The 17,592-nt window shown below is 75.9% G+C and carries 16 protein-coding genes; 11 read left to right on the top strand and 5 right to left on the bottom strand.

The window, feature by feature from the left end; genetic code table 11:
• Window positions 1–35 precede the first annotated feature (35 nt).
• Both E4A51_RS01555 and E4A51_RS01550 read left to right on the top strand, forming a co-directional pair.
• A complete protein-coding gene (locus tag E4A51_RS01555) occupies window positions 36–1,001 on the top strand; it encodes a glycosyltransferase family 2 protein (RefSeq protein WP_070319457.1) in 966 nt (321 codons plus the stop codon).
• Window positions 998–3,361, top strand: a complete 2,364-nt coding sequence (locus tag E4A51_RS01550; RefSeq protein WP_134850698.1) for a hypothetical protein — start codon at window positions 998–1,000, stop codon at window positions 3,359–3,361. Before E4A51_RS01555 ends, E4A51_RS01550 begins: the two co-directional genes overlap by 4 nt.
• 42 nt (window positions 3,362–3,403) lie before the next feature.
• Here the strand turns inward: E4A51_RS01550 and E4A51_RS01545 are convergent, their stop codons facing one another.
• From E4A51_RS01545 to pseB, 3 genes are read right to left on the bottom strand one after another with little or no spacing between them, the layout of a single operon-like run.
• Window positions 3,404–4,867, bottom strand: coding sequence for a lipopolysaccharide biosynthesis protein (locus E4A51_RS01545; RefSeq protein WP_134850697.1), 1,464 nt, complete (start codon window positions 4,865–4,867; stop codon window positions 3,404–3,406).
• Between the two features lie 3 nt (window positions 4,868–4,870).
• Window positions 4,871–6,001 carry a UDP-4-amino-4,6-dideoxy-N-acetyl-beta-L-altrosamine transaminase gene (gene pseC, locus E4A51_RS01540; protein ID WP_134850696.1) on the bottom strand — a complete coding sequence of 377 codons (1,131 nt, stop codon included), beginning with the start codon at window positions 5,999–6,001 and terminating at the stop codon, window positions 4,871–4,873.
• 10 nt (window positions 6,002–6,011) lie between these two features.
• Window positions 6,012–6,995: a UDP-N-acetylglucosamine 4,6-dehydratase (inverting) gene (pseB, locus tag E4A51_RS01535; RefSeq protein WP_087508082.1), complete on the bottom strand. Its 984-nt coding sequence runs from the start codon at window positions 6,993–6,995 to the stop codon at window positions 6,012–6,014.
• An 82-nt stretch (window positions 6,996–7,077) separates the two neighbouring features.
• Between pseB and E4A51_RS01530 the strand changes: the two genes are divergently transcribed.
• Together E4A51_RS01530 and E4A51_RS01525 are read left to right on the top strand one after the other, a co-directional pair.
• Window positions 7,078–7,833 carry a cytidylyltransferase domain-containing protein gene (locus tag E4A51_RS01530; protein WP_233421096.1) on the top strand — a complete coding sequence of 252 codons (756 nt, stop codon included), beginning with the start codon at window positions 7,078–7,080 and terminating at the stop codon, window positions 7,831–7,833.
• Window positions 7,833–9,278 carry a bifunctional UDP-2,4-diacetamido-2,4,6-trideoxy-beta-L-altropyranose hydrolase/GNAT family N-acetyltransferase gene (locus E4A51_RS01525; protein ID WP_134850695.1) on the top strand — a complete coding sequence of 482 codons (1,446 nt, stop codon included), beginning with the start codon at window positions 7,833–7,835 and terminating at the stop codon, window positions 9,276–9,278. Before E4A51_RS01530 ends, E4A51_RS01525 begins: the two co-directional genes overlap by 1 nt.
• A 40-nt stretch (window positions 9,279–9,318) precedes the next feature.
• Here E4A51_RS01525 and pseI read toward each other — a convergent pair whose 3' ends face one another.
• A complete protein-coding gene (gene pseI, locus E4A51_RS01520) occupies window positions 9,319–10,374 on the bottom strand; it encodes a pseudaminic acid synthase (protein ID WP_134850694.1) in 1,056 nt (351 codons plus the stop codon).
• Entirely contained in the window at window positions 10,374–11,219 is an 846-nt protein-coding gene (gene rfbD / locus E4A51_RS01515) for a dTDP-4-dehydrorhamnose reductase (RefSeq protein WP_134850693.1), read from the bottom strand. The genes pseI and rfbD overlap by 1 nt, the downstream gene beginning before the upstream one ends.
• Before the next feature lie 104 nt (window positions 11,220–11,323).
• Between rfbD and E4A51_RS01510 the strand changes: the two genes are divergently transcribed.
• The 7 genes from E4A51_RS01510 to E4A51_RS01480 are packed head-to-tail and all read left to right on the top strand — an operon-like array spanning window position 11,324 to window position 17,484.
• On the top strand, window positions 11,324–11,941 hold the full coding sequence (locus E4A51_RS01510) for a dTDP-4-dehydrorhamnose 3,5-epimerase family protein (protein ID WP_070319465.1): 618 nt from the start codon (window positions 11,324–11,326) through the stop codon (window positions 11,939–11,941).
• Window positions 11,934–12,866 (top strand): glycosyltransferase family 2 protein, encoded by a 933-nt coding sequence (locus E4A51_RS01505; protein WP_134850692.1) that lies wholly within the window; start codon window positions 11,934–11,936, stop codon window positions 12,864–12,866. Before E4A51_RS01510 ends, E4A51_RS01505 begins: the two co-directional genes overlap by 8 nt.
• The gene (locus tag E4A51_RS01500; RefSeq protein ID WP_134850691.1) at window positions 12,863–13,918 is read left to right on the top strand and encodes a glycosyltransferase family 2 protein; all 1,056 of its coding nucleotides are present in this window, start codon (window positions 12,863–12,865) and stop codon (window positions 13,916–13,918) included. Before E4A51_RS01505 ends, E4A51_RS01500 begins: the two co-directional genes overlap by 4 nt.
• The gene (locus E4A51_RS01495; RefSeq protein ID WP_167748795.1) at window positions 13,915–14,790 is read left to right on the top strand and encodes a glycosyltransferase; all 876 of its coding nucleotides are present in this window, start codon (window positions 13,915–13,917) and stop codon (window positions 14,788–14,790) included. Before E4A51_RS01500 ends, E4A51_RS01495 begins: the two co-directional genes overlap by 4 nt.
• Complete coding sequence (locus E4A51_RS18635; RefSeq protein WP_156442036.1) at window positions 14,787–16,256, top strand: hypothetical protein; 1,470 nt, start codon at window positions 14,787–14,789, stop codon at window positions 16,254–16,256. The genes E4A51_RS01495 and E4A51_RS18635 overlap by 4 nt, the downstream gene beginning before the upstream one ends.
• 47 nt (window positions 16,257–16,303) lie before the next feature.
• Window positions 16,304–17,086, top strand: coding sequence for a glycosyltransferase family 2 protein (locus tag E4A51_RS18630; RefSeq protein ID WP_070319470.1), 783 nt, complete (start codon window positions 16,304–16,306; stop codon window positions 17,084–17,086).
• The gene (locus E4A51_RS01480) at window positions 17,083–17,484 is read left to right on the top strand and encodes a DUF2304 domain-containing protein (RefSeq protein ID WP_134850688.1); all 402 of its coding nucleotides are present in this window, start codon (window positions 17,083–17,085) and stop codon (window positions 17,482–17,484) included. The genes E4A51_RS18630 and E4A51_RS01480 overlap by 4 nt, the downstream gene beginning before the upstream one ends.
• The last annotated feature ends 108 nt before the right edge of the window (window positions 17,485–17,592 follow it).

Genomic DNA, 17,592 nt, shown 5'->3' with positions numbered 1-17,592 from the left:
CCGGGGCGGACGCGTCGGTGCGGCATCCTGGTCCGGTGCAGGTCAGCGTCGTCATCCCGTGCTACCGCTCGCAGGACACGGTCCCCCACGTCGTGGCCGACGTCGTCGAGCTGCTCGGCTCCCCTGGCTCGGGCGTCGACGACTTCGAGGTCGTCCTCGTCGTGGACGGCAGCCCCGACGGCACCGCCCGCGTCGCGCGCGACCTCGCGGCGGCCCGCCCGGACCGGGTCCGCGCGGTGGAGCTGCGGCGCAACTACGGCCAGCACAACGCCCTGATCGCGGGCATCCGCCGCGCCCGCTTCCCGGTGGTCGTGACGATGGACGACGACCGTCAGCACCGCGCCGACCAGATACCGCTGCTGCTCGCCGCGCTCGGCGACGACGTGGACCTCGTCTACGGGGTCGCGGTCGAGGAGGAACACGGCGCGCTGCGCTCGCTCGCCTCCCGCATGGTGAAGCGCACCCTTGCGATGGCGGGCGTTCCCAAGGCCGACGACGTGTCCGCGTTCCGCGCGTTCCGCACCCCGCTGCGCGACACCTTCCGGCACGTGACCGACCCGTACTCGTCGCTCGACGTGCTGCTGTCCTGGGCGACCACCTCGATCGGCCGGGTCGTCGTCCGCATGGACGAGCGCACGGTCGGCACCTCGTCGTACACGCTGCGCTCGCTCGTGCGGCACGCGCTCAACATGGTCACCGGGTACAGCAACGTCCCGCTGCGGATGGTGGCGTGGCTCGGGTGGTTCTGCGCCGCGCTCGGCGTGGTGCTGGGCGCCGTCGTGGTGTGGAAGTTCGCGGCGGGCGACACGACCGTCGCGGGCTTCACGACGATCGCCGCGATGGTCGCGCTGTTCTCCGGCGCGCAGATGCTCTCGCTCGGCGTCATCGGCGAGTACCTCGGCCGGCTGCACACCCGGAGCATGGGCAAGCCGACTTACGCGGTCCGGCGGGACACCGGGCCCGCGCCTGCAGACGAGGACCTCCAGGGGCGCGACGCATGACCCTGGACCGGTCCACCGAGGTCCTGCCCTCCCCCGGGGCGGGTGCCACGCGCCGGTCCCGGCGCAACGCCGCGCCCCGCACCGACGGGCTCCCGGCGCTGGCGCTCGCGCTCCTGCCCGCGGTGGTGGCCTTCGCCGGCATCGCGGCGGTCCTGCACCGCTACGGCACGCCGGTGCCGGTGACCCTCGGCTACCTCGCGTACCTCGGGCTGGCGGCGACGCTGCCCGGCGCGCTGGTCTGGCGCGCCGTGCGCGGCCGACGGGTCTCGCTCACCGAGGACCTGGCGGTCGGCACCGCGATCGGCCTCGCCGCGCAGGTCCTGCTGGCGTTCGCTCTGGCGCCCCTGCACCTCTCGACCTGGTCCTGGCTGTGGGCGCCGGCCATCGTCGTCGCGTCGGTGGCCGTGCCCGGCTGGCGAGCGCGCGCCTGGCGCCGTCCCGCCACCCCCTCGACCGCGACGTGGTCGGCGTGGGTGCAGGCGGCGACCGTCCTGGCCGCCACCGTGTGGCTCGGCGCAACCGCCCTGGCCGCGAACCCGGTGACCTACGTCGACGGCTGGGGCCCGTGGAGCCGGGCGGTGCCCGTCTCGGTGTACGTCGACCTCCCGTTCCACCAGGCCATCGCCAGTGGCGTGGACGCCCACTACCCGCTCGTCTACCCGTACCTGTACGACGAGCCGCTGCACTACCACCTCTTCGTGTACGAGCACCTCGCGGCCGCCTCGCACGTGGCCGGGCTCGACCTCACGTGGCTGCTGTACCGGCTCGCCCCCACCGCGCTGCTGGCGCTGGGGGTTGTCCTGGTCGGCGTGCTCGCGCGCCGGCTCACCGGGTCCGCGTGGTCGGCCCCGCTCGCGGCTGCCGTCGTCACAGCCTCCTCGGCCGCCAACGTGTACGGCTGGACGCCCTTCCCGTTCCAGAACCCCGGCTTCCTGCACTTCGCCGTGTACCGGAGCCCCACCCAGACATTCGGCCTCACCCTGTTCCTCGCCGCGATCACCGCGGCCGTCGTCCTGCTGCACGAGGGAGGGCTCCGCCGCCACCTGCCGCTGGTCGCGGTCTTCACCGTCCTCGCCTGGGGCGCGGGCGGGTCGAAGTCGACGTTCCTGCCGGTGCTCGGTGCCGGCCTGGGGCTCGCGCTCGTCGCGGCCCTCGTGCGGCGGGACCGTGCCGCACGCGTCGCCGCGGCGCTGCTGGGGCTCTGCGTCGCCGGGTTCGGCCTGCTGCTCGTCGTGGTCCTCGGTGGGCAGTCGGGCAGCCTCGCGATCACGCCGCTGACCACGACGCGCGCGTTCGCGGCTGCCCAGCTCGTCGCCGACCCGGCCAGCACGCGCCACACCCTGCTGATCACGGGGCTCGGCCTGGCGTCGTGGCTGTGCGCGAGCGCGGGAGTGCTGCTGCTGGCCCGGCGCGAGACGCTGCGCGACGTCACGTTCTGGCTGCTGCTGGGGGTCGCAGGCTCGGGCATCTGCGCCTGCCTGCTCACGACGGCCAACGGGCTGAGCCAGCTGTACTTCCTGTACGCGTCCTGGCCGGCGCTCGGCATCCTCACGGCGTGGGGCGTGGTCGCCGCCACCCGCACCTGGCCCCGGTGGACGCGCACGCTCGTTCCCGTGGGCCTGCTCGCCGGCGCGGCGCTGGTGTGGGCCGTGCGCCGCGCTGACGGTCTGGAGGCCCCGACCGCCGCACCCGCCCCCGCGTTCCCCTACCGGGCCATGCTCTGGCCATGGCTCTGGCTCCTGGGCGCCGCGCTCGTCGCCGCCGCGCTCGTCGCGCTGGTCGTGCGCCTGCGCCGCCGCGAGGGATCGGCCGTCACACCGGTGACCGCGGGGCTGCTGACCTTCGCGGTGCTCCTGGCCGGGACCTCCCTCTACCAGCGGACACTCGAGACGGCGCACGCCGCGGTCTCCGTGGTCCGGGACGGCCAGGGCCCCGGCGAGGGCTACCTGGTCCCCCGCGACGGGGCGCTGGCGGCGCTGTACGTGCGGGACCACTCGGGCACCGACGAGGTCGTCGCGACGAACGCGCACTGCTACGGCCCCGAGGACGCCTGCGACGCGCGGCACTTCTGGGTCTCCGGGCTCACCGAGCGCCGGGTGCTGGTGGAGGGCTGGGCGTACCCCGAGGGGTTCCGGCCCGGCCTGACGCGCACCAGCCCGTTCTGGGACACGGACCGCTACGAGGCCAACGAGGCCGTGTTCGACGACCCGTCGGACGCGGCGGTCGCCCGCCTGCGGAACGAGTGGGGCGTCCGGTGGCTCGTGGTCGACCGGACGATGGGCGTCGAGAGCCCGGAGCTGCGGGAGCACGCCGCGCTCGAGCTCGAGCTCGACGACGCCGCGGTCTACCGGATCGGCTGACCCCGCCAGCCGGGCGCGGGTGTCGGGCTCCGGCGGGCAGGCTCAGGCGGTCGCCGCGCCCGCCCGCGCGGACCGACGCACCACGAGCAGCCCCGCGACCGCCATCACCGCCGCCGCGGCGACCCGGGTGGCCGACCAGGCCCCGTCGACCGGCAGGAGCGCCCCGAGGGCGCTCACGGCCGCCCAGAGCAGCATCACCAGCGGCATCGCCGGCGGCCACCAGGGGTACTCCGCGACCCGTCGCTGCACTGCGGTGGTCCCGGCGGCGAGAAGCAGGTAGGCGACCAGGTAGCCGGCGCCGATCCCGGCCAGGCCAGTGGTCGCGGCGAGCGCCGCGGCCGCGCCCAGCCCTACCGCCACCGCGAACGGGGTGCTCAGCGCGAGCCAGCCGGTGCGACCCCGCGCGAACACGAGGTGGCCGCTCGCCAGGTACACCACGGACGGGAGCGCAGCGGCGGAGGCCAGCGCGACGGCGGGGACCAGCTCCGCGTGACCGTACGCGGCGGGCGCCGCCAGCCGGACCAGCCAGGGCGCCAGCAGCGCCACGCCGCCGGCGAGCACCGCCGCGACCAACGCGATCACCCGCGTCGTCTCGTCGAGCACTCGGGCGCGGTCCGTCCGCGCGGCGCGGTAGACCACGGGCGCCCACGCGTTGTTGAGCCCCGCGGTCACGACGGTGGCGCCGGCACCGACCGTCAGCGCCACGTTCGCACGCCCGCCGTCGCCGAGCACCCGGTCGGCCACGACGACCAGCCCGGCGAGCGCGAGGTAGAGGGACACCTGGTGCGGCACGGTCGGCGCGCCGACGCGCAGCGCAGCGGCGACCCCGTGCCGGGTGAGGTGCGGCCGGCCCGAGCGTGCCACCAGCGCCAGGCCCGCGACCCCGGCCAGCAGGTACCCGCCGGCGACGCCTGCGAGGTAGACGGCCGCCGTGCGCTCCGCTACCACGACGGCCACGAGACCCGCGGCGGGCCCGACCAGGCTGGCGGCGACGGCGAGGAGCACGAAGGGTCCCGGCCGGTCGGCGCCGCGGAGGAAGGCCTGCGCCAGCACCATCCACGCGCCCCCGGCCCCGGCGACCAGCGCCAGCAGCACCTCCAGGGTGAACGGCCGTCCGAGCAGCACGGGAGCCCATAGCGGCCCGGTCGCCGCGACCACGGCGGTCAGGACCGTCGCGATGCCCGCGCCCGCGACGACGACGCCGCGCGCGCCGGCGGCGCCGTCCGCGTCGAGGATGTACTGCCTGGTGATCGCCGCGCCGAGCCCGAGGGCGACCAGGATGTAGGCGACCTGGAGGACGACGGTCGCGACCGCGACCAGGTCGTACTGCGCGACCGGCAGCAGCCGGGTGACGACCGGGATGACCGCGAGCGACGCGAGCGCCGGGCCGGCCGTCGCGATCGTGTACAGCGACCCGCGGCCCAGAACGGCGCGGGTGGCGGACGGCTCCGCGGCGGGAGCCGGCCCGGCCGGCGGCACGCCGACCCCCGGGTCCGGGACCGTCACGGCCTAGCGCCCCGCGACCGCGCGCCGCACCTCGTCGATCACGCGGTCCACCTGGGCGTCCGTGAGGTCGGGGAAGAGCGGCAGGGAGATCTCCTGCGCGTAGTAGGCCTCGGCGTTCGGGCACTGGCCGCGCTGGTAGCCGAGGTCCGCGAAGACGGGGTGCCAGTAGGCGGGCACGTAGTTCACCTGCACGCCGATCCCCGCCGCGCGCAGCGCCTCGAACACCTCGCGCCGGCGGCCGTCGAGCACGCGCAGCGGGTACAGGTGCCACGCCGGCTCCGCCTCGGTGCGGCGCGCCGGGGTGAGCACGCCGTCCAGGTCCCGCAGGCCCTCGTCGTACCGGGCGTGGATCTCGGCGCGCCGGGCGCGGAACGCCTCGAGGCGGCGCAGCTGCGACGTGCCGAGCGCGGCCAGCACGTCGGGCAGCCGGTAGTTCAGGCCGAACTCGTGCACCTCCTGGTGCCACGGGCCCTCGTCGGGGAACCGCTGCAGGGCGGGGTCGCGCACCAGGCCGTGGTTCTTGAAGCCGCGCGCGCGCCGCTCGAGCTCCGGGTCGGACGTGACGACCGCGCCGCCCTCGGCGGTCGTGAGGTTCTTCGTCGGGAAGAACGAGAGGGTCGTGAGGTCGGCGAAGGAGCCGACGGGCCGGCCGCGCCACAGCGAGCCGATCGAGTGGGCGGCGTCCTCGAGGTACAGCGCGCCGTGCTCGTGCGCGAGCGCGGCGAACGCCTCGGGGCTCGCGGGCAGGCCCGCGTAGTCCACCGCGGCGACCACGCGCGTGCGGTCGGTGAGCGCGGCGCGTGCGGCCTCGACGTCGAGGTTGCCGGTGTCCGCCTCGACGTCGGCGAACACGACCGTCGCGCCGTGCAGCGCCGCCGCGGCGGCCGTCGCGACGAACGTGAGCGGCGTCGTGACGACCTCGTCGCCGGGGGCGACGCCCGCGGCCGCGTACGCGACGTGCAGCGCCGCCGTGCCGGAGGTCACGCTCACGGCCGCACCGCCCCCCACGTGGGCCGAGACGGCGCGCTCGAACGCCTCGACCGCGGGGCCCGTGGTCAGCCAGTCGCTGCGCAGCGCCGCGACGACCGCCTCGACGTCGGAGTCGTCGACGGACTGCCGACCGTAGGGCAGCACGCCGGCCGCCTCAGGCGAACCGCGCGACCATGTCGCGCAGCTCGTCGGGGCCCAGCCACAGGTCGTTGGTGTCGGAGCGGTAGGTCCAGCCGTCCTCGACCGGCTCGCCGCCCTCGGGCGCCTCGTAGCCCCAGCCGCTCACGTACGGCATCACGACGTACCGGTCGCCCAGGCGCACGGTCCGCCGCGAGTCGTCGGGCGCGATCATCTCCTCGTGCAGCTTCTCCCCCGGGCGGATGCCGATCTCGTGCATCGCGGAGCCCGGTGCGACGGCCTGCGCCAGGTCCGTGACCTTCATGCTCGGGATGCGCGGCACGTACAGCTCGCCACCGGTCATGAGCTCGAACGAGTCGAGGACGAACTGGACGGCCTGCGGCAGCGTGATCCAGAACCGCGTCATGCGCAGGTCGGTGATCGGCAGGGACTCGCCCTGCTCGGCGAGCCGGCGGAACACCGGGATGACCGAGCCGCGCGAGCCCATGACGTTGCCGTACCGGACGACGGAGAACCGCGTGTCGTACGACGCCGCGTAGTGGTTGCCCGACACGAACATCCGGTCGCCGCAGAGCTTCGTGGCCCCGTAGAGGTTGATCGGGCTCGACGCCTTGTCGGTCGACAGGGCGACGACCTTCTTGACACCGGCGTCGATGGCGGCGTCGATGACGTTCTGCGACCCGTTGACGTTGGTCTGCACGAACTCGAACGGGTTGTACTCGGCGGTGTCGACCTGCTTGAGCGCGGCCGCGTGCACGACGTAGTCGACGCCGTGCATCGCGCGCGTCAGGCGCTGGCGGTCCCGGACGTCGCCGATGAACCAGCGCAGGCGGGGGTCGTCGTCGAGCTCGCGGCGGACCTCGTACTGCTTGAGCTCGTCCCGGCTGAACACCACGAGGCGGCGAGGGTCGTGGTGCTCCAGCACCTCGCGGAGGAACGCCTTGCCGAAGGACCCGGTGCCTCCGGTGACGAGGATCGAGGCTCCCGAGAGCAGAGACATGCCGTGGAACTCCAGACGGATCGGGTCGGTGGACGGGCAGCGGGCCGACGGGGCCGCACGCCAGATAGAGCATCATGGCACGGTGCGCCCGGACCCCACCGCCCACCCCGCTCGCGTCGTCGCCGTGATCCAGGCCCGGACCGGGTCGTCGCGGCTGCCCGGCAAGGTGCTCCTGCCGCTGGCCGGCCGTCCCGTGCTCGGGTGGGTGGTCCGCGCGGCCCTGGCCGCCCCGGGCGTCGACGAGGTCGTGGTGGCCACGTCCACGGCCGACGGCGACGACGCCGTGGCCGACCTCGCGGCCGACCTGGGCGTCGGGGTCGTCCGCGGCAGCGAGCTCGACGTGCTGTCGCGGTTCGTCGCGGCACGTGACGCGACCGCCGCCGACGCGGTCGTGCGGCTCACCGCCGACTGCCCGCTGCTCGACCCCGCGCTCGTCGGTGCGGTCGTCGGCGCGTGGCGGGCCGACCCGTCCCTCGACTACGTCGCGACCACGCTGGTGCGCACGCTGCCGCGCGGGCTCGACGTCGAGCTGGTGTCCTCCGACGCGCTCGACCGTGCCGACGCCGTCGCGCGGGACCACCACCGCGTGCACGTGACCTCCGCGCTGTACGCCGAGCCCGGCGCGTACCGGACGCTGGGCCTCGTCGTGGCGCCGGACGCGCACGACCTGCGGGTCACGCTCGACACCGCGCAGGACGCGACGCTGCTCGAGGCCGTCACCGCCGCGCTCGGCGACGCGCCGCCCGCGTGGCGCGACCTCGTGGCGCTGCTCCGGTCGCGGCCCGAGCTCGTCGCCCTGAACGCCGAGGTCCGGCAGAAGGCCCTCGAGGAGGCGTGATGCGCGTGCTGCTGCGCTGCGACGCCAGCGCCGGCTCGGGCGTGGGGCACCTGGTGCGCTGCCTGGCGCTCGCGGAGGCCGCGCGGGCGCGGGACTGGGACGTGGTGCTGCTCGGCGACGTCGACGCACCCCTCGGCCGGCGGCTGGTGGCCGCGGCGGGCGTCGAGGTGCGCCCGGCCCCGGCCGACCTGCCGCGCGCGGTCCGCGAGCAGCCGGACCTCGTGGGGGCCGACGTGCTGCACGTCGACCACTACGACGTGCACGGCGACCTGCGCCGCGCGGGCGGTCCGCTGGTCTCGTCGATGGAGGACGGCACGTTCGGCCGCCGTCCCGCCGACGTGGTCGTCGACTCCACCCTCGGGGCGGAGCACGCGGACCGGCCCGCCGACGGCTCCGGCACGGTCCTGCGCGGCGTGCGCTACGCGCCGCTGCGGGACGCCGTCCGCGCCGCGCGCCGCGCAGCGCCGGCCGAGCGGCGCGACGACGTCCTGGTCGTCATGGGCGGCACGGACGCGTTCGGGGTGAGCGCCGCAGCGGCGCGCCTCGCGGTCGCCGCGGGTGCGCCTCGCGTCCGCGTCGTGGCCACGGGCGAGGGCGCCGCGCAGGTGCGTGCGCGGGTCCCGGAGGCGGAGGTCCTGGGGCCGCAGGACGACCTGCCCGCGCTCGCGGCGGCCTCGGGCGTCGTCGTCAGCGCCGCGGGCACGTCGGTGTGGGAGCTCGCGTGCGTCGGTGCCGCCACGGCGGTCGTGGCGGTCACCGAGAACCAGCGGACCGGTTACGAGCGGGCGGTGGCGGCGGGGATCGCCGTGGGGCTCGGCCCCCTCGACGCGGTCCGTGCGGGCGACGACCGGGCCGTCGGCCCGCTGCGCGCGCTCCTGACCGATCCCCGGGCGCGTGCGCGGCTCGGCGAGCGGGGACGCCGTCTGGTGGACGGCCTCGGGGCCGACCGCGTGCTCGACGCGTGGTGGGCGGCGCTGGGCCGCCCGGTGCTGACGGCCCGGACGGCGACCCCCGACGACGCCGACCTGCTGCTCGGGTGGCGCAACGACGCGGGCACGCGCGCCGCCTCGCGCGACCGGGGGCTCGTGACCCGCGACGCGCACGTGGCGTGGCTGTCGCGCGTGCTCGCCGCCCCCGACAGGCTCCTGCTGGTGGTCGAGCGCACCGGGCGTCCCGCCGGGACCGTGCGGTTCGACCGCGTGGACGACGACCTGTGGGAGGTGTCGATCACGCTCGCGCCCCACGCGCGGGGCCGTGGTCTCGCGCCCGACGTGCTCGCCGCGGGCGAGCGGGCGTGGCGCGCCCGCGTCGGCCCCGGCCCCGCGGTGCTCGCGTCCGTGCGTCCGGACAACGTCGCGTCGGCGCGGCTGTTCGAGGCGGCGGGCTACCGGCCCGTGGCACCCGGCGACGACGGGCTCGACCGGTACGTCCGCCCGGGCGGCTGACGGGTCGGTGACGCCCCGGGGGCGCGTCACCGACCGGCGGTCAGACCAGCTCCCAGCTCAGCGCGGTGCCGCGCGCGACGTCGGCGCGGAACGTGCGCCCGAGCACGACGTCGAGGTGCACGGGCTCGAGCCCGCCCGCCGGCCGGATGGACCGCACGTTCTCCGCCGTGACGACGTCGCCGGCGCGGACGTCCTCGACGACGTACAGCGACCGGCGCAGCCGCCGGCTCTCGTCCTCCCCGGCGGTCGGGTCGAGCCGCACCTCCCCGAGCGCCTGCCACGCGACCTCGGTCTCGGTCGCGAGCGCGGCGAGCTCGTGCGGCTCGAGCGAGAAGTCGGAGTCGACCCCGCCGTCCGCGCGCGCCAGCGTGACGTGCTTCTCCACGAGGCACGCACCGAGCGCGACGCCCGCGACGGCGGCGCCGATGCCCTTGGTGTGGTCGGACAGCCCCACGACGACGTCGAACGTGTCACGGATGACCGGGATCGAGCGCAGGTTCGACTCGCTGGGCGACGCCGGGTACGACGACGTGCACGCCAGGACGACGACCTGGTCGTTGCCCTCGCCGCGGATCGTCCGTACGGCGGTGTCGACGTCGGTGACCGAGGCGGCGCCCGTCGAGATCACGACCGGCTTGCCGGTGCGGGCGACGCGGCGCAGCAGCGCGAGGTCGCCGATCTCGAGCGACGCGATCTTGTACAGCTCGACGTCGAGGTCCTCGAGCAGGTCGACGGCGGTCCCGTCGAACGGGCTCGAGAACGGCACGAGGCCGTGCTCGCGCGCCCGGGCGAAGATCGGCGCGTGCCACTCCCAGGGCGTGTGCGCCTCCTCGTAGAGCCGGTAGAGGTTCTTGCCGCCCCACAGCTCGTGCCCGGCGGACACGCGGAAGGCCGGGCCGTCGGCGTCGATGGTGATCGTGTCCGCGCGGTAGGTCTGCAGCTTCAGCGCCTGCGCCCCCGACGCGGCGACCGCGTCGACGATGGCGAGCGCGCGGCCGAGGTCGCCGTTGTGGTTGCCGGACATCTCCGCCACCACGAACGGCCGGTGGTGGGCGTCGACGACGTGCGCGCCGACGGTGATCGAACGGTCCGCCATCAGCCGAGGACCCCCGGCGCGGCCGCGGCCCAGCGCTGCTGCCAGTCGCCGATCGGCTCGACGCCGACGGCGCGCAGCGCGTCGTGCCCGAGGACGGAGAACGCGGGGCGCTCGGCGGCCCGCGCGGCACCCTCGCTCGTGGTCGGGCGCACGATCTGCGGGTCGAGCCCCGCGGCGGCCACGACGGCGCGCGCGAAGCCGCACCACGTCGTCCGGCCGGACGACGTCGCGTGGTAGGTGCCCGCGGGTGCGGCGCCGTCGACCAGCCGCACCGCGAGGTCCGCGACGTCGACGGTCCACGTGGGCTGACCCGCCTGGTCGTCCACGACGTCGAGGCTGCCGCGCTCGCGTGCGACGCGGGCGATGGTCTTGGGGAAGCAGCCGCCGCCCGCGCCGTACAGCCACGCCGTGCGCAGGATCAGGTGGTCGGCGCCCGCGGCGCGCACCGCCCACTCCCCCGCGAGCTTCGTGCGGCCGTAGGCCGACCGCGGGGCGGCGAAGCCGTCCTCCGCGTACGGGTCGGTCGCGTGCCCGTCGAACACGTAGTCGGTGGAGACCTGCACGAGGCGCGCACCGTGCCGCACCGCGGCCCGCGCGAGCGCCTGCGGCCCCACGGCGTTGACCGCGAACGCCTCGGCCTCGCGCGTCTCCGCGTCGTCGACCGCGGTCCACGCGGCGCAGTTCGCCACCACGTCGAACCCGGCGACGGCGTCCAGCACCGCGGCCCCGTCGGTGATGTCGAGCTCGTCGCGGTCGAGCGCGACGACCTCGTGCCCGTCCGCACGCACCCGCGCGACCAGGTCCTGACCCAGCATGCCCCGGGCACCCGTGACCAACCAGCGCACCGCATCCTCATCTCGTCGGCGTCAGTCCGGCGGCCAGCCTAGTCGGCCCCGGTACGCTGGACCGGCCGCACGACCGCGCGGCGACCGACCGAAGGAGAACCGCCGTGCAGTACCGCGAGCTCGCCGTCCCCGGGGCGTGGGAGATCACCCCGAAGCAGTTCGGCGACCCGCGAGGCGTCTTCCTCGAGTGGTTCAAGGCGGCGCCGTTCGCGGACGCCGCGGGCCACGCGTTCGACCTCCAGCAGGCCAACCTGTCGGTGTCCGCGGCCGGCGTCGTGCGCGGCATCCACTTCGCCGACGTCCCCCCCGGCCAGGCGAAGTACGTGACGTGCGCGCGGGGCGCGGTCCTCGACGTCGTCGTCGACATCCGCGTCGGCTCCCCGACGTTCGGGCAGTGGGACTCGGTGCTGCTCGACGACGTCGACCGCCGCGCGATCTACCTCGCCGAGGGCCTGGGCCACGCGTTCATGTCCCTCGAGGACGACTCGACGGTGCTCTACCTGTGCTCGGCGGGCTACGCGCCCGGGCGCGAGCACGGCATCCACCCGCTCGACCCCACCGTCGGCATCGACTGGCCCACCACGGGACGCGACGGACGGCCGCTCACGCCGCAGCTCTCCGAGAAGGACGAGGCCGCCCCCACGCTCGTGCAGGCGCAGGCCGACGGCCTGCTCCCCCGCCACGCGGACGTCGAGGCGTTCCTGGCGAGCCTGCGTGCCTGACACGGCGGCCCGCGGGGTCGTCGCCGTCGTCGTCACGTTCCAGCCCGAGGTCGCCGTCACGTCCGTGCTGCTGCGCGCGCTCGCACCGCAGGTCGAGCACGTCGTCGTCGTCGACAACGGCAGCCCCGCGGGGACGGTCGACGCGCTGCGGGCCGAGCTCGCGGCCATCGGCGGAGAGCTGCTGACCCTCGACGCCAACCTCGGCATCGGCGAGGCCCAGAACCGCGGCATCGCGCGGGCGCGGGAGCTCGGGGCCCGGGCCGTGCTGCTGTCCGACCAGGACTCGGTGCCGGCCGCCGACATGGTCGCGCGCCTCGTCGCGGGCCTCGCGCGGGCGCGCGCCGAGCACGGGCCCGTCGCGGCCGTCGGCCCCGTGACCGTCGACGAGCGCAACGCCGGAGCCGCCCTGCTCTTCTCGGACCACCGCTGGGGCCCGCGACGCGCGCTGCTCCCGGACGAGGACGGCGCGCTCGCACCGGCGACGTTCCTCATCGCCTCGGGCTGCCTCCTGGACGTCGCCGCGCTCGACGAGGTGGGGCCGATGAACGCCGCGTGGTTCATCGACCACGTCGACCTGGAGTGGGGCCTGCGGGCGCGTCACGCCGGCTACGGGCTGTTCGGCGTGGTCGGCGCGCAGCTCGGCCACGCCCTCGGCGACCGCGTGCAGCGGATCCCCGGGCGCGAGCGCGACGTGCACATCCACTCCCCCGTGCGGAACTACTACATGGCGCGCAACACCGTGCTGCTGGTGCGCTCGGGCCTGCTGCCCGTGGCGTGGCGCGTGGGCTACCTCGCGTGGATCACGAAGTACACCGGCTTCTACGTGCTGGCGGTGGCCCCGCGCGCGCGACGCGCGCGGCTCCTGCTGCGCGGGCTGCTCGACGGCGCCCGCGGCCGCACGGGACGGCTCCAGGAGGACCGATGACCGACCCACGACGGCACGACGGCGCGACGGCCACCGCCGGCGCCGCCGACGTGCTCATGCTGGCCTTCGGCGCGGAGCCGTACCTCCACGAGGCGGTCGCCGCCGTCCTCGCGTCCGAGGGGGTCGACGTCCGCCTGACGCTGGTGGACAACGGGTGCACCACCGACGCCGTGGCGACGCTCCCGCCGGACCCGCGCGTGCGGCTCGTCGTCCCGGGGAGCAACCTCGGGTTCACGGGCGGGATGAACACCGCGGCGGCCGGAACGTCCGGCCGTCCTCTCGTGCTCGTCAACTCCGACGCGGTCGTCGCGCCGGACGCGGTCGCCACGCTTGTCACGGCCCTCGCGGACGACCCACGCCTCGGCGTCGCGGGCGGGCTGGTGCGCCTCGCGTCGGACCCCGACCGCGTGAACTCGGCGGGCAACCCGCTGCACGTGCTCGGGCTGTGCTGGGCCGGTGGCCTCGACGAGCCGGTCGCGGCCCACGCGACCGGCCGTGAGGTCGCGTCGGCCAGCGGCGCGCTCGTCGCGGTGGACCGCGCGCTGTGGGACGAGCTCGGCGGGTTCCCCGAGGAGTACTTCGCGTACCTCGAGGACCTCGAGCTGTCCTGGCGGGCGTGGCAGCACGGGCGCACCGTGCGGTACGTGCCGGCGGCGAGCGCGGTCCACCACTTCGAGTTCGGCCGGTCGCCCCTCAAGATGTACCTGCTCGAGCGCAACCGGCTGCTGTTCGTGCTGACGACCTACGAGGCCCGCACCCTGGCGCTGCTGGCGGTCCCGCTGCTCGCCTTCGACGTGGCCATGCTCGCGGTCGCGACCGCGCAGGGCTGGGGGCGGCAGAAGCTGCGCGGCTGGGGCTGGGTGCTGCGCCACCCCGGGGTCGTCGCGCGACGGCGCCGCACCGTGCAGCGCTCCCGCACGGTGCCCGACCGCGACCTGGCGCACCTCATGACCGACACGTTCGACTCGGCGCAGTTCCCCCTGCCCGCGGCCGCCGCGCCCCTGCAGGGCGTCCTGCGGCTGTGGTGGCGACTCGTCCGGAGGGTGCTGTGAACCCCGCGGTCACGGCGGTCGTCACCGCCTTCCGGCCGGACGACCGGCTGACGGAGGTCGTCCGGTCGGCCGGCTCGCAGTGCGCCCGCGTCGTGGTCGTCGACAACACGCCCGCCGGCGAGCCCGGCGTCGACGCGCTGCCCGCCGTCGCGGACGTCGCGCAGGTCCTGCGTCCCGGCACGAACCTGGGCCTCGCCGGGGCGCTCAACCTCGGCGTGCACGAGGCGTCGCCCGAGCACGACCTCCTGCTGCTCGACCAGGACTCGGCCGTGCCCGCGGGACTGGTCGAGCGGCTCACCGCCCGGCTGGACGCGGACCCGCGGATCGGGGTCGTCGGGCCGGTGCCGTGGGACGCGGACGCCGACCGGCCGCTCGACCCGCGAGCGACGCACCGCGCCCCGCTCGCCGACCTGCCCGTCGTCATCACCTCCGGCATGGTCGTCCGACGCGCCGCGCTCGACGCCGTGGGCCCCTTCCGCGAGGACTTCTTCGTCGACTGCGTCGACCAGGACCTGTGCCTGCGCGTGCGCGGCGCGGGCTGGCGCGTCGTGCAGGACGCGACCGTGCGGCTGCCGCACAGCCTCGGGGACACCCGGTGGCGCGGCGTCGGACCCTTCCGCCTGCGCTCGACGTCGCACGCCACGTGGCGTCTGTACTGGACCGCCCGCAACGGGACGGTCCTCGCGCGCGAGCACTGGCGGCGCGAACCGGTGTGGGTCGCGACCTCGGCCGCCCTGCAGGCGTACGTCGCGCTCACCGTGCTGCTGTTCGAGCCGCCCCGCCTCCGCCGTCTGGCGACGCTGGCGCGGGGCGCCCGGGACGGGTGGTCGGGGCGCTCCGACCCGGCGATGCGACCGGGCGGTGCACGGTGACGTCCCCGACGGCCGCGGCCACCTCGTACCGGCGGGACGCGCTGCTGGTCGCCGTCGCGCGTATGGCGCCGCTCGGCGTGCAGCTCCTGGCGACGCCGCTCGTGCTCGACCGGCTCGGGGACTCCGCGTACGCCGCGTGGGCGCTCATGATGACGACGATCAACCTCCTGCTCACGGCCGACCTCGGCGTCGTGGGCATCATGCAGCGGTACCACGGGATCGCACGCGGTCAGCAGGACGCCCGGCTCGGCGGGCGCATCACGGCGTCCGTGCTGCTGGTGCTGGCCGGACTGCTGGTGACGGTCGTCGCGCTGGGGCCCTGGATCTCGCGGGGCGTCCTGGCGGTCGTCGACGTGCCCGACGCCGTCCGGGCGGACGCCGCGCTGCTCTTCCGGCACGCCGGCACGCTCGCGGTGCTCCAGCTCGTGGCGCTCGCGTTCAGCTCCTACCTCGCGGCGCACTCGAGGTTCGTCGCGGTCGCGGTGCAGTCGCTCGCGGCGCGTGCGGTCCTGGCCGGGGGGATCGCGTGGGCCCTGCTCACCGACCAGGGCCTGCCCGGCCTGCTCCTCGCGTCGTTCGCCGACGCCGGGGTCGCCGTCCTCCTGGGCGTCGTCCTGTGCCGGCAGCACCTGCTGCGCGAGGTCCGCCGCCCCACCGACCGCGCGCAGACCCGTGAGCTGTGGGCGTACTCGTGGCGGAACCAGCTGTCCGCGCTGGGTTTCGTGGCGCAGCGCGAGCTCGACGTGGTGATCGCGGGCGTGATGCTGTCGACCGCCGCGCTCGCGAGCGTCTCCGCGGCCGCACCGCTCGTCGCGGCCGCGTGCCTCGCCCCCACCGTGCTGCTCACGCCGGTCTTCACCTCGCTGAGCGTGCAGGCCGGCCGGGACCCCGCCGGCCTGGCCGCCGCCGGAGCGAGCGCCGAGCGCGGGTGGCTGCGCCTGGTGCTGCCGTTCGGGGCGCTCGCGCTGGGGGTGCTGCCGTTCGCGGCGACGGCATGGCTCGGTCCCGAGGTCAGTGCGATCACACCGCTCGCGGCGCTGCTGGCGGCCGGTTTCGTCGTCACGCTCGCCGGCAACGCGCGCGCCGTCGTGGTGCGCGCCGCCGGACGCCCCGGCATCGAGACGCGCTCGTACGTCGTGTACGCCGCCGTGAAGATCGTCGCCGGTGTGGCACTGGCCGTCGTGGGAGGCATGCTCGGGCTCGCCGCCGCGGGCATCCTCGCCTCGGTGGCCGCCCTCGTGGTCCTGGTGCGCGGCTCGCGAGGCCTGGTCGCGCCCGGGTCGGGCGTGGGCCCCCGGGAGCTGCTGCGCGCGCTCGCGCTCGCGGCCGGCACGGGCGCCCTGTCGTTCGTGGTCAGCCGGGCGGTCGACGGCCGGTGGACGACGCTGGTCTGCCTCGTCGTGGTCGCCGGGGCCGGGGCGGCGGTCGCCGCGGTACCCGTGCTGCGCGCTCGGCGAGCCGCGTGAGCGGCGACCACGCCTCGCAGCCGCCGCGTGACGAGTACGCTGCACGGGTGTCACGCCCGAGCCTCGATCGCGTGCTCGTGGTCATCCCGGCATGGAACGAGGAGGACGCTCTCCCGGGTGTCCTCCGCGAGGTCCGTGCCGTCTGCGCCACCGAGCAGTCCCTGTCCGCCACGGACGTCGTCGTCGTCTCCGACGGGTCCCGCGACCGCACCGCGGAGGTCGCGCGCGCCGAAGGCGTCCCCGTGCTCGACCTGCCCATCAACCTCGGGGTCGGCGGTGCGATGCGCGCCGGCTTCAAGTACGCGCTGCGCCACGGCTACGACGCGGTCGTGCAGCTGGACGCCGACGGGCAGCACGACCCGGCCGCGATCCCCGCGCTGCTCGGCGCGGCGCACGAGCACGGCGCCGACGTCGTGATCGGCGCGCGGTTCGCCGGTGCGGGCTCGTACGAGGCCCGCGGCCCGCGCCGTGCGGCGATGCGTGTCCTCGCGCGCGTCCTGTCACGCGTCACCGGGACCCGGCTGACGGACACGACGTCGGGCTTCAAGCTCGCGGGGCCTCGCGCGGTCGAGCTGTTCGCCGCGGAGTACCCCGCCGAGTACCTCGGCGACACCGTGGAGTCCCTGGTCATCGCCGCCCGCGCCGGCCTCGAGATCGTGCAGGTGCCCGTCGCGATGCGGCCCCGGCAGGGCGGCAGGCCGTCCCACAGCCCGGTGCACGCGGCCATCTTCCTCGGGCGCGCCGTGCTCGCCCTCGTGATCGCGCTCAGCCGGCCGTCGAGCCACACCGCACGTGCCCGGCTGCACGCCGCGGCGGAGGTGAAGGCGTGAGGGGCTACCTGACGGCGCTCGTCGTGTGCGCCCTGACCGTCGGCACGATCGGCTACCTGCTGCGGTCACGCCGCATCCGCGAGAAGTACGCCGCGTCATGGATCGCACTGGCCGTGGCGGTGGTCACCGTCGGCGCCGTGCCGTCCGTCCTGACGTGGCTCGCGACGCTGCTCGGCGTCCAGACGCCCGTCAACCTGCTGTTCCTCGTCAGCGGTGTGGTGCTGCTGATCGTGTGCGTGCAGTTCAGCGTCGAGATCTCCCAGCTCGAGGAGGAGACCCGGACGCTCGCCGAGGAGATCGCGCTGCTGCGTCTCGACGTCGAGGACCTGCGGTCGCAGGACGAGCAGCAGCCCGCCGACGACTCGGACTCCCGCCCCTCGGGCACCCCGCCCGCCTGACGGCGGGCCTGGACGGTCGGTCGGCACGGCCGGTCGGTCGGTCGGCACCGATCCCCGGCCCGGGCCACCGGGCGCGGGACACCGCCGCGGCGGGGTCGGTCCGTCGGG

Origin of the sequence: Cellulomonas sp. HD19AZ1 (assembly GCF_004535805.1) — a bacterium.
Classification (GTDB): Bacteria; Actinomycetota; Actinomycetes; order Actinomycetales; family Cellulomonadaceae; genus Cellulomonas; species Cellulomonas iranensis.
The sequence above is the reverse complement of the archived record's forward strand: the minus strand, read 5'-3'. Positions and strand labels throughout refer to the sequence as shown.

Bases quoted from the DNA above. Each gene is read 5' to 3' on its own strand.
- pseI (WP_134850694.1), bottom strand. From the start codon at position 10,374: ATGGCGGACCGTTCGATCACCGTCGGCGCGCACGTCGTCGACGCCCAC.
- E4A51_RS01500 (WP_134850691.1), top strand. From the start codon at position 12,863: ATGACCGACCCACGACGGCACGACGGCGCGACGGCCACCGCCGGCGCC.
- E4A51_RS01525 (WP_134850695.1), top strand. From the start codon at position 7,833: ATGCGCGTGCTGCTGCGCTGCGACGCCAGCGCCGGCTCGGGCGTGGGG.
- pseB (WP_087508082.1), bottom strand. From the start codon at position 6,995: ATGTCTCTGCTCTCGGGAGCCTCGATCCTCGTCACCGGAGGCACCGGG.
- E4A51_RS01550 (WP_134850698.1), top strand. From the start codon at position 998: ATGACCCTGGACCGGTCCACCGAGGTCCTGCCCTCCCCCGGGGCGGGT.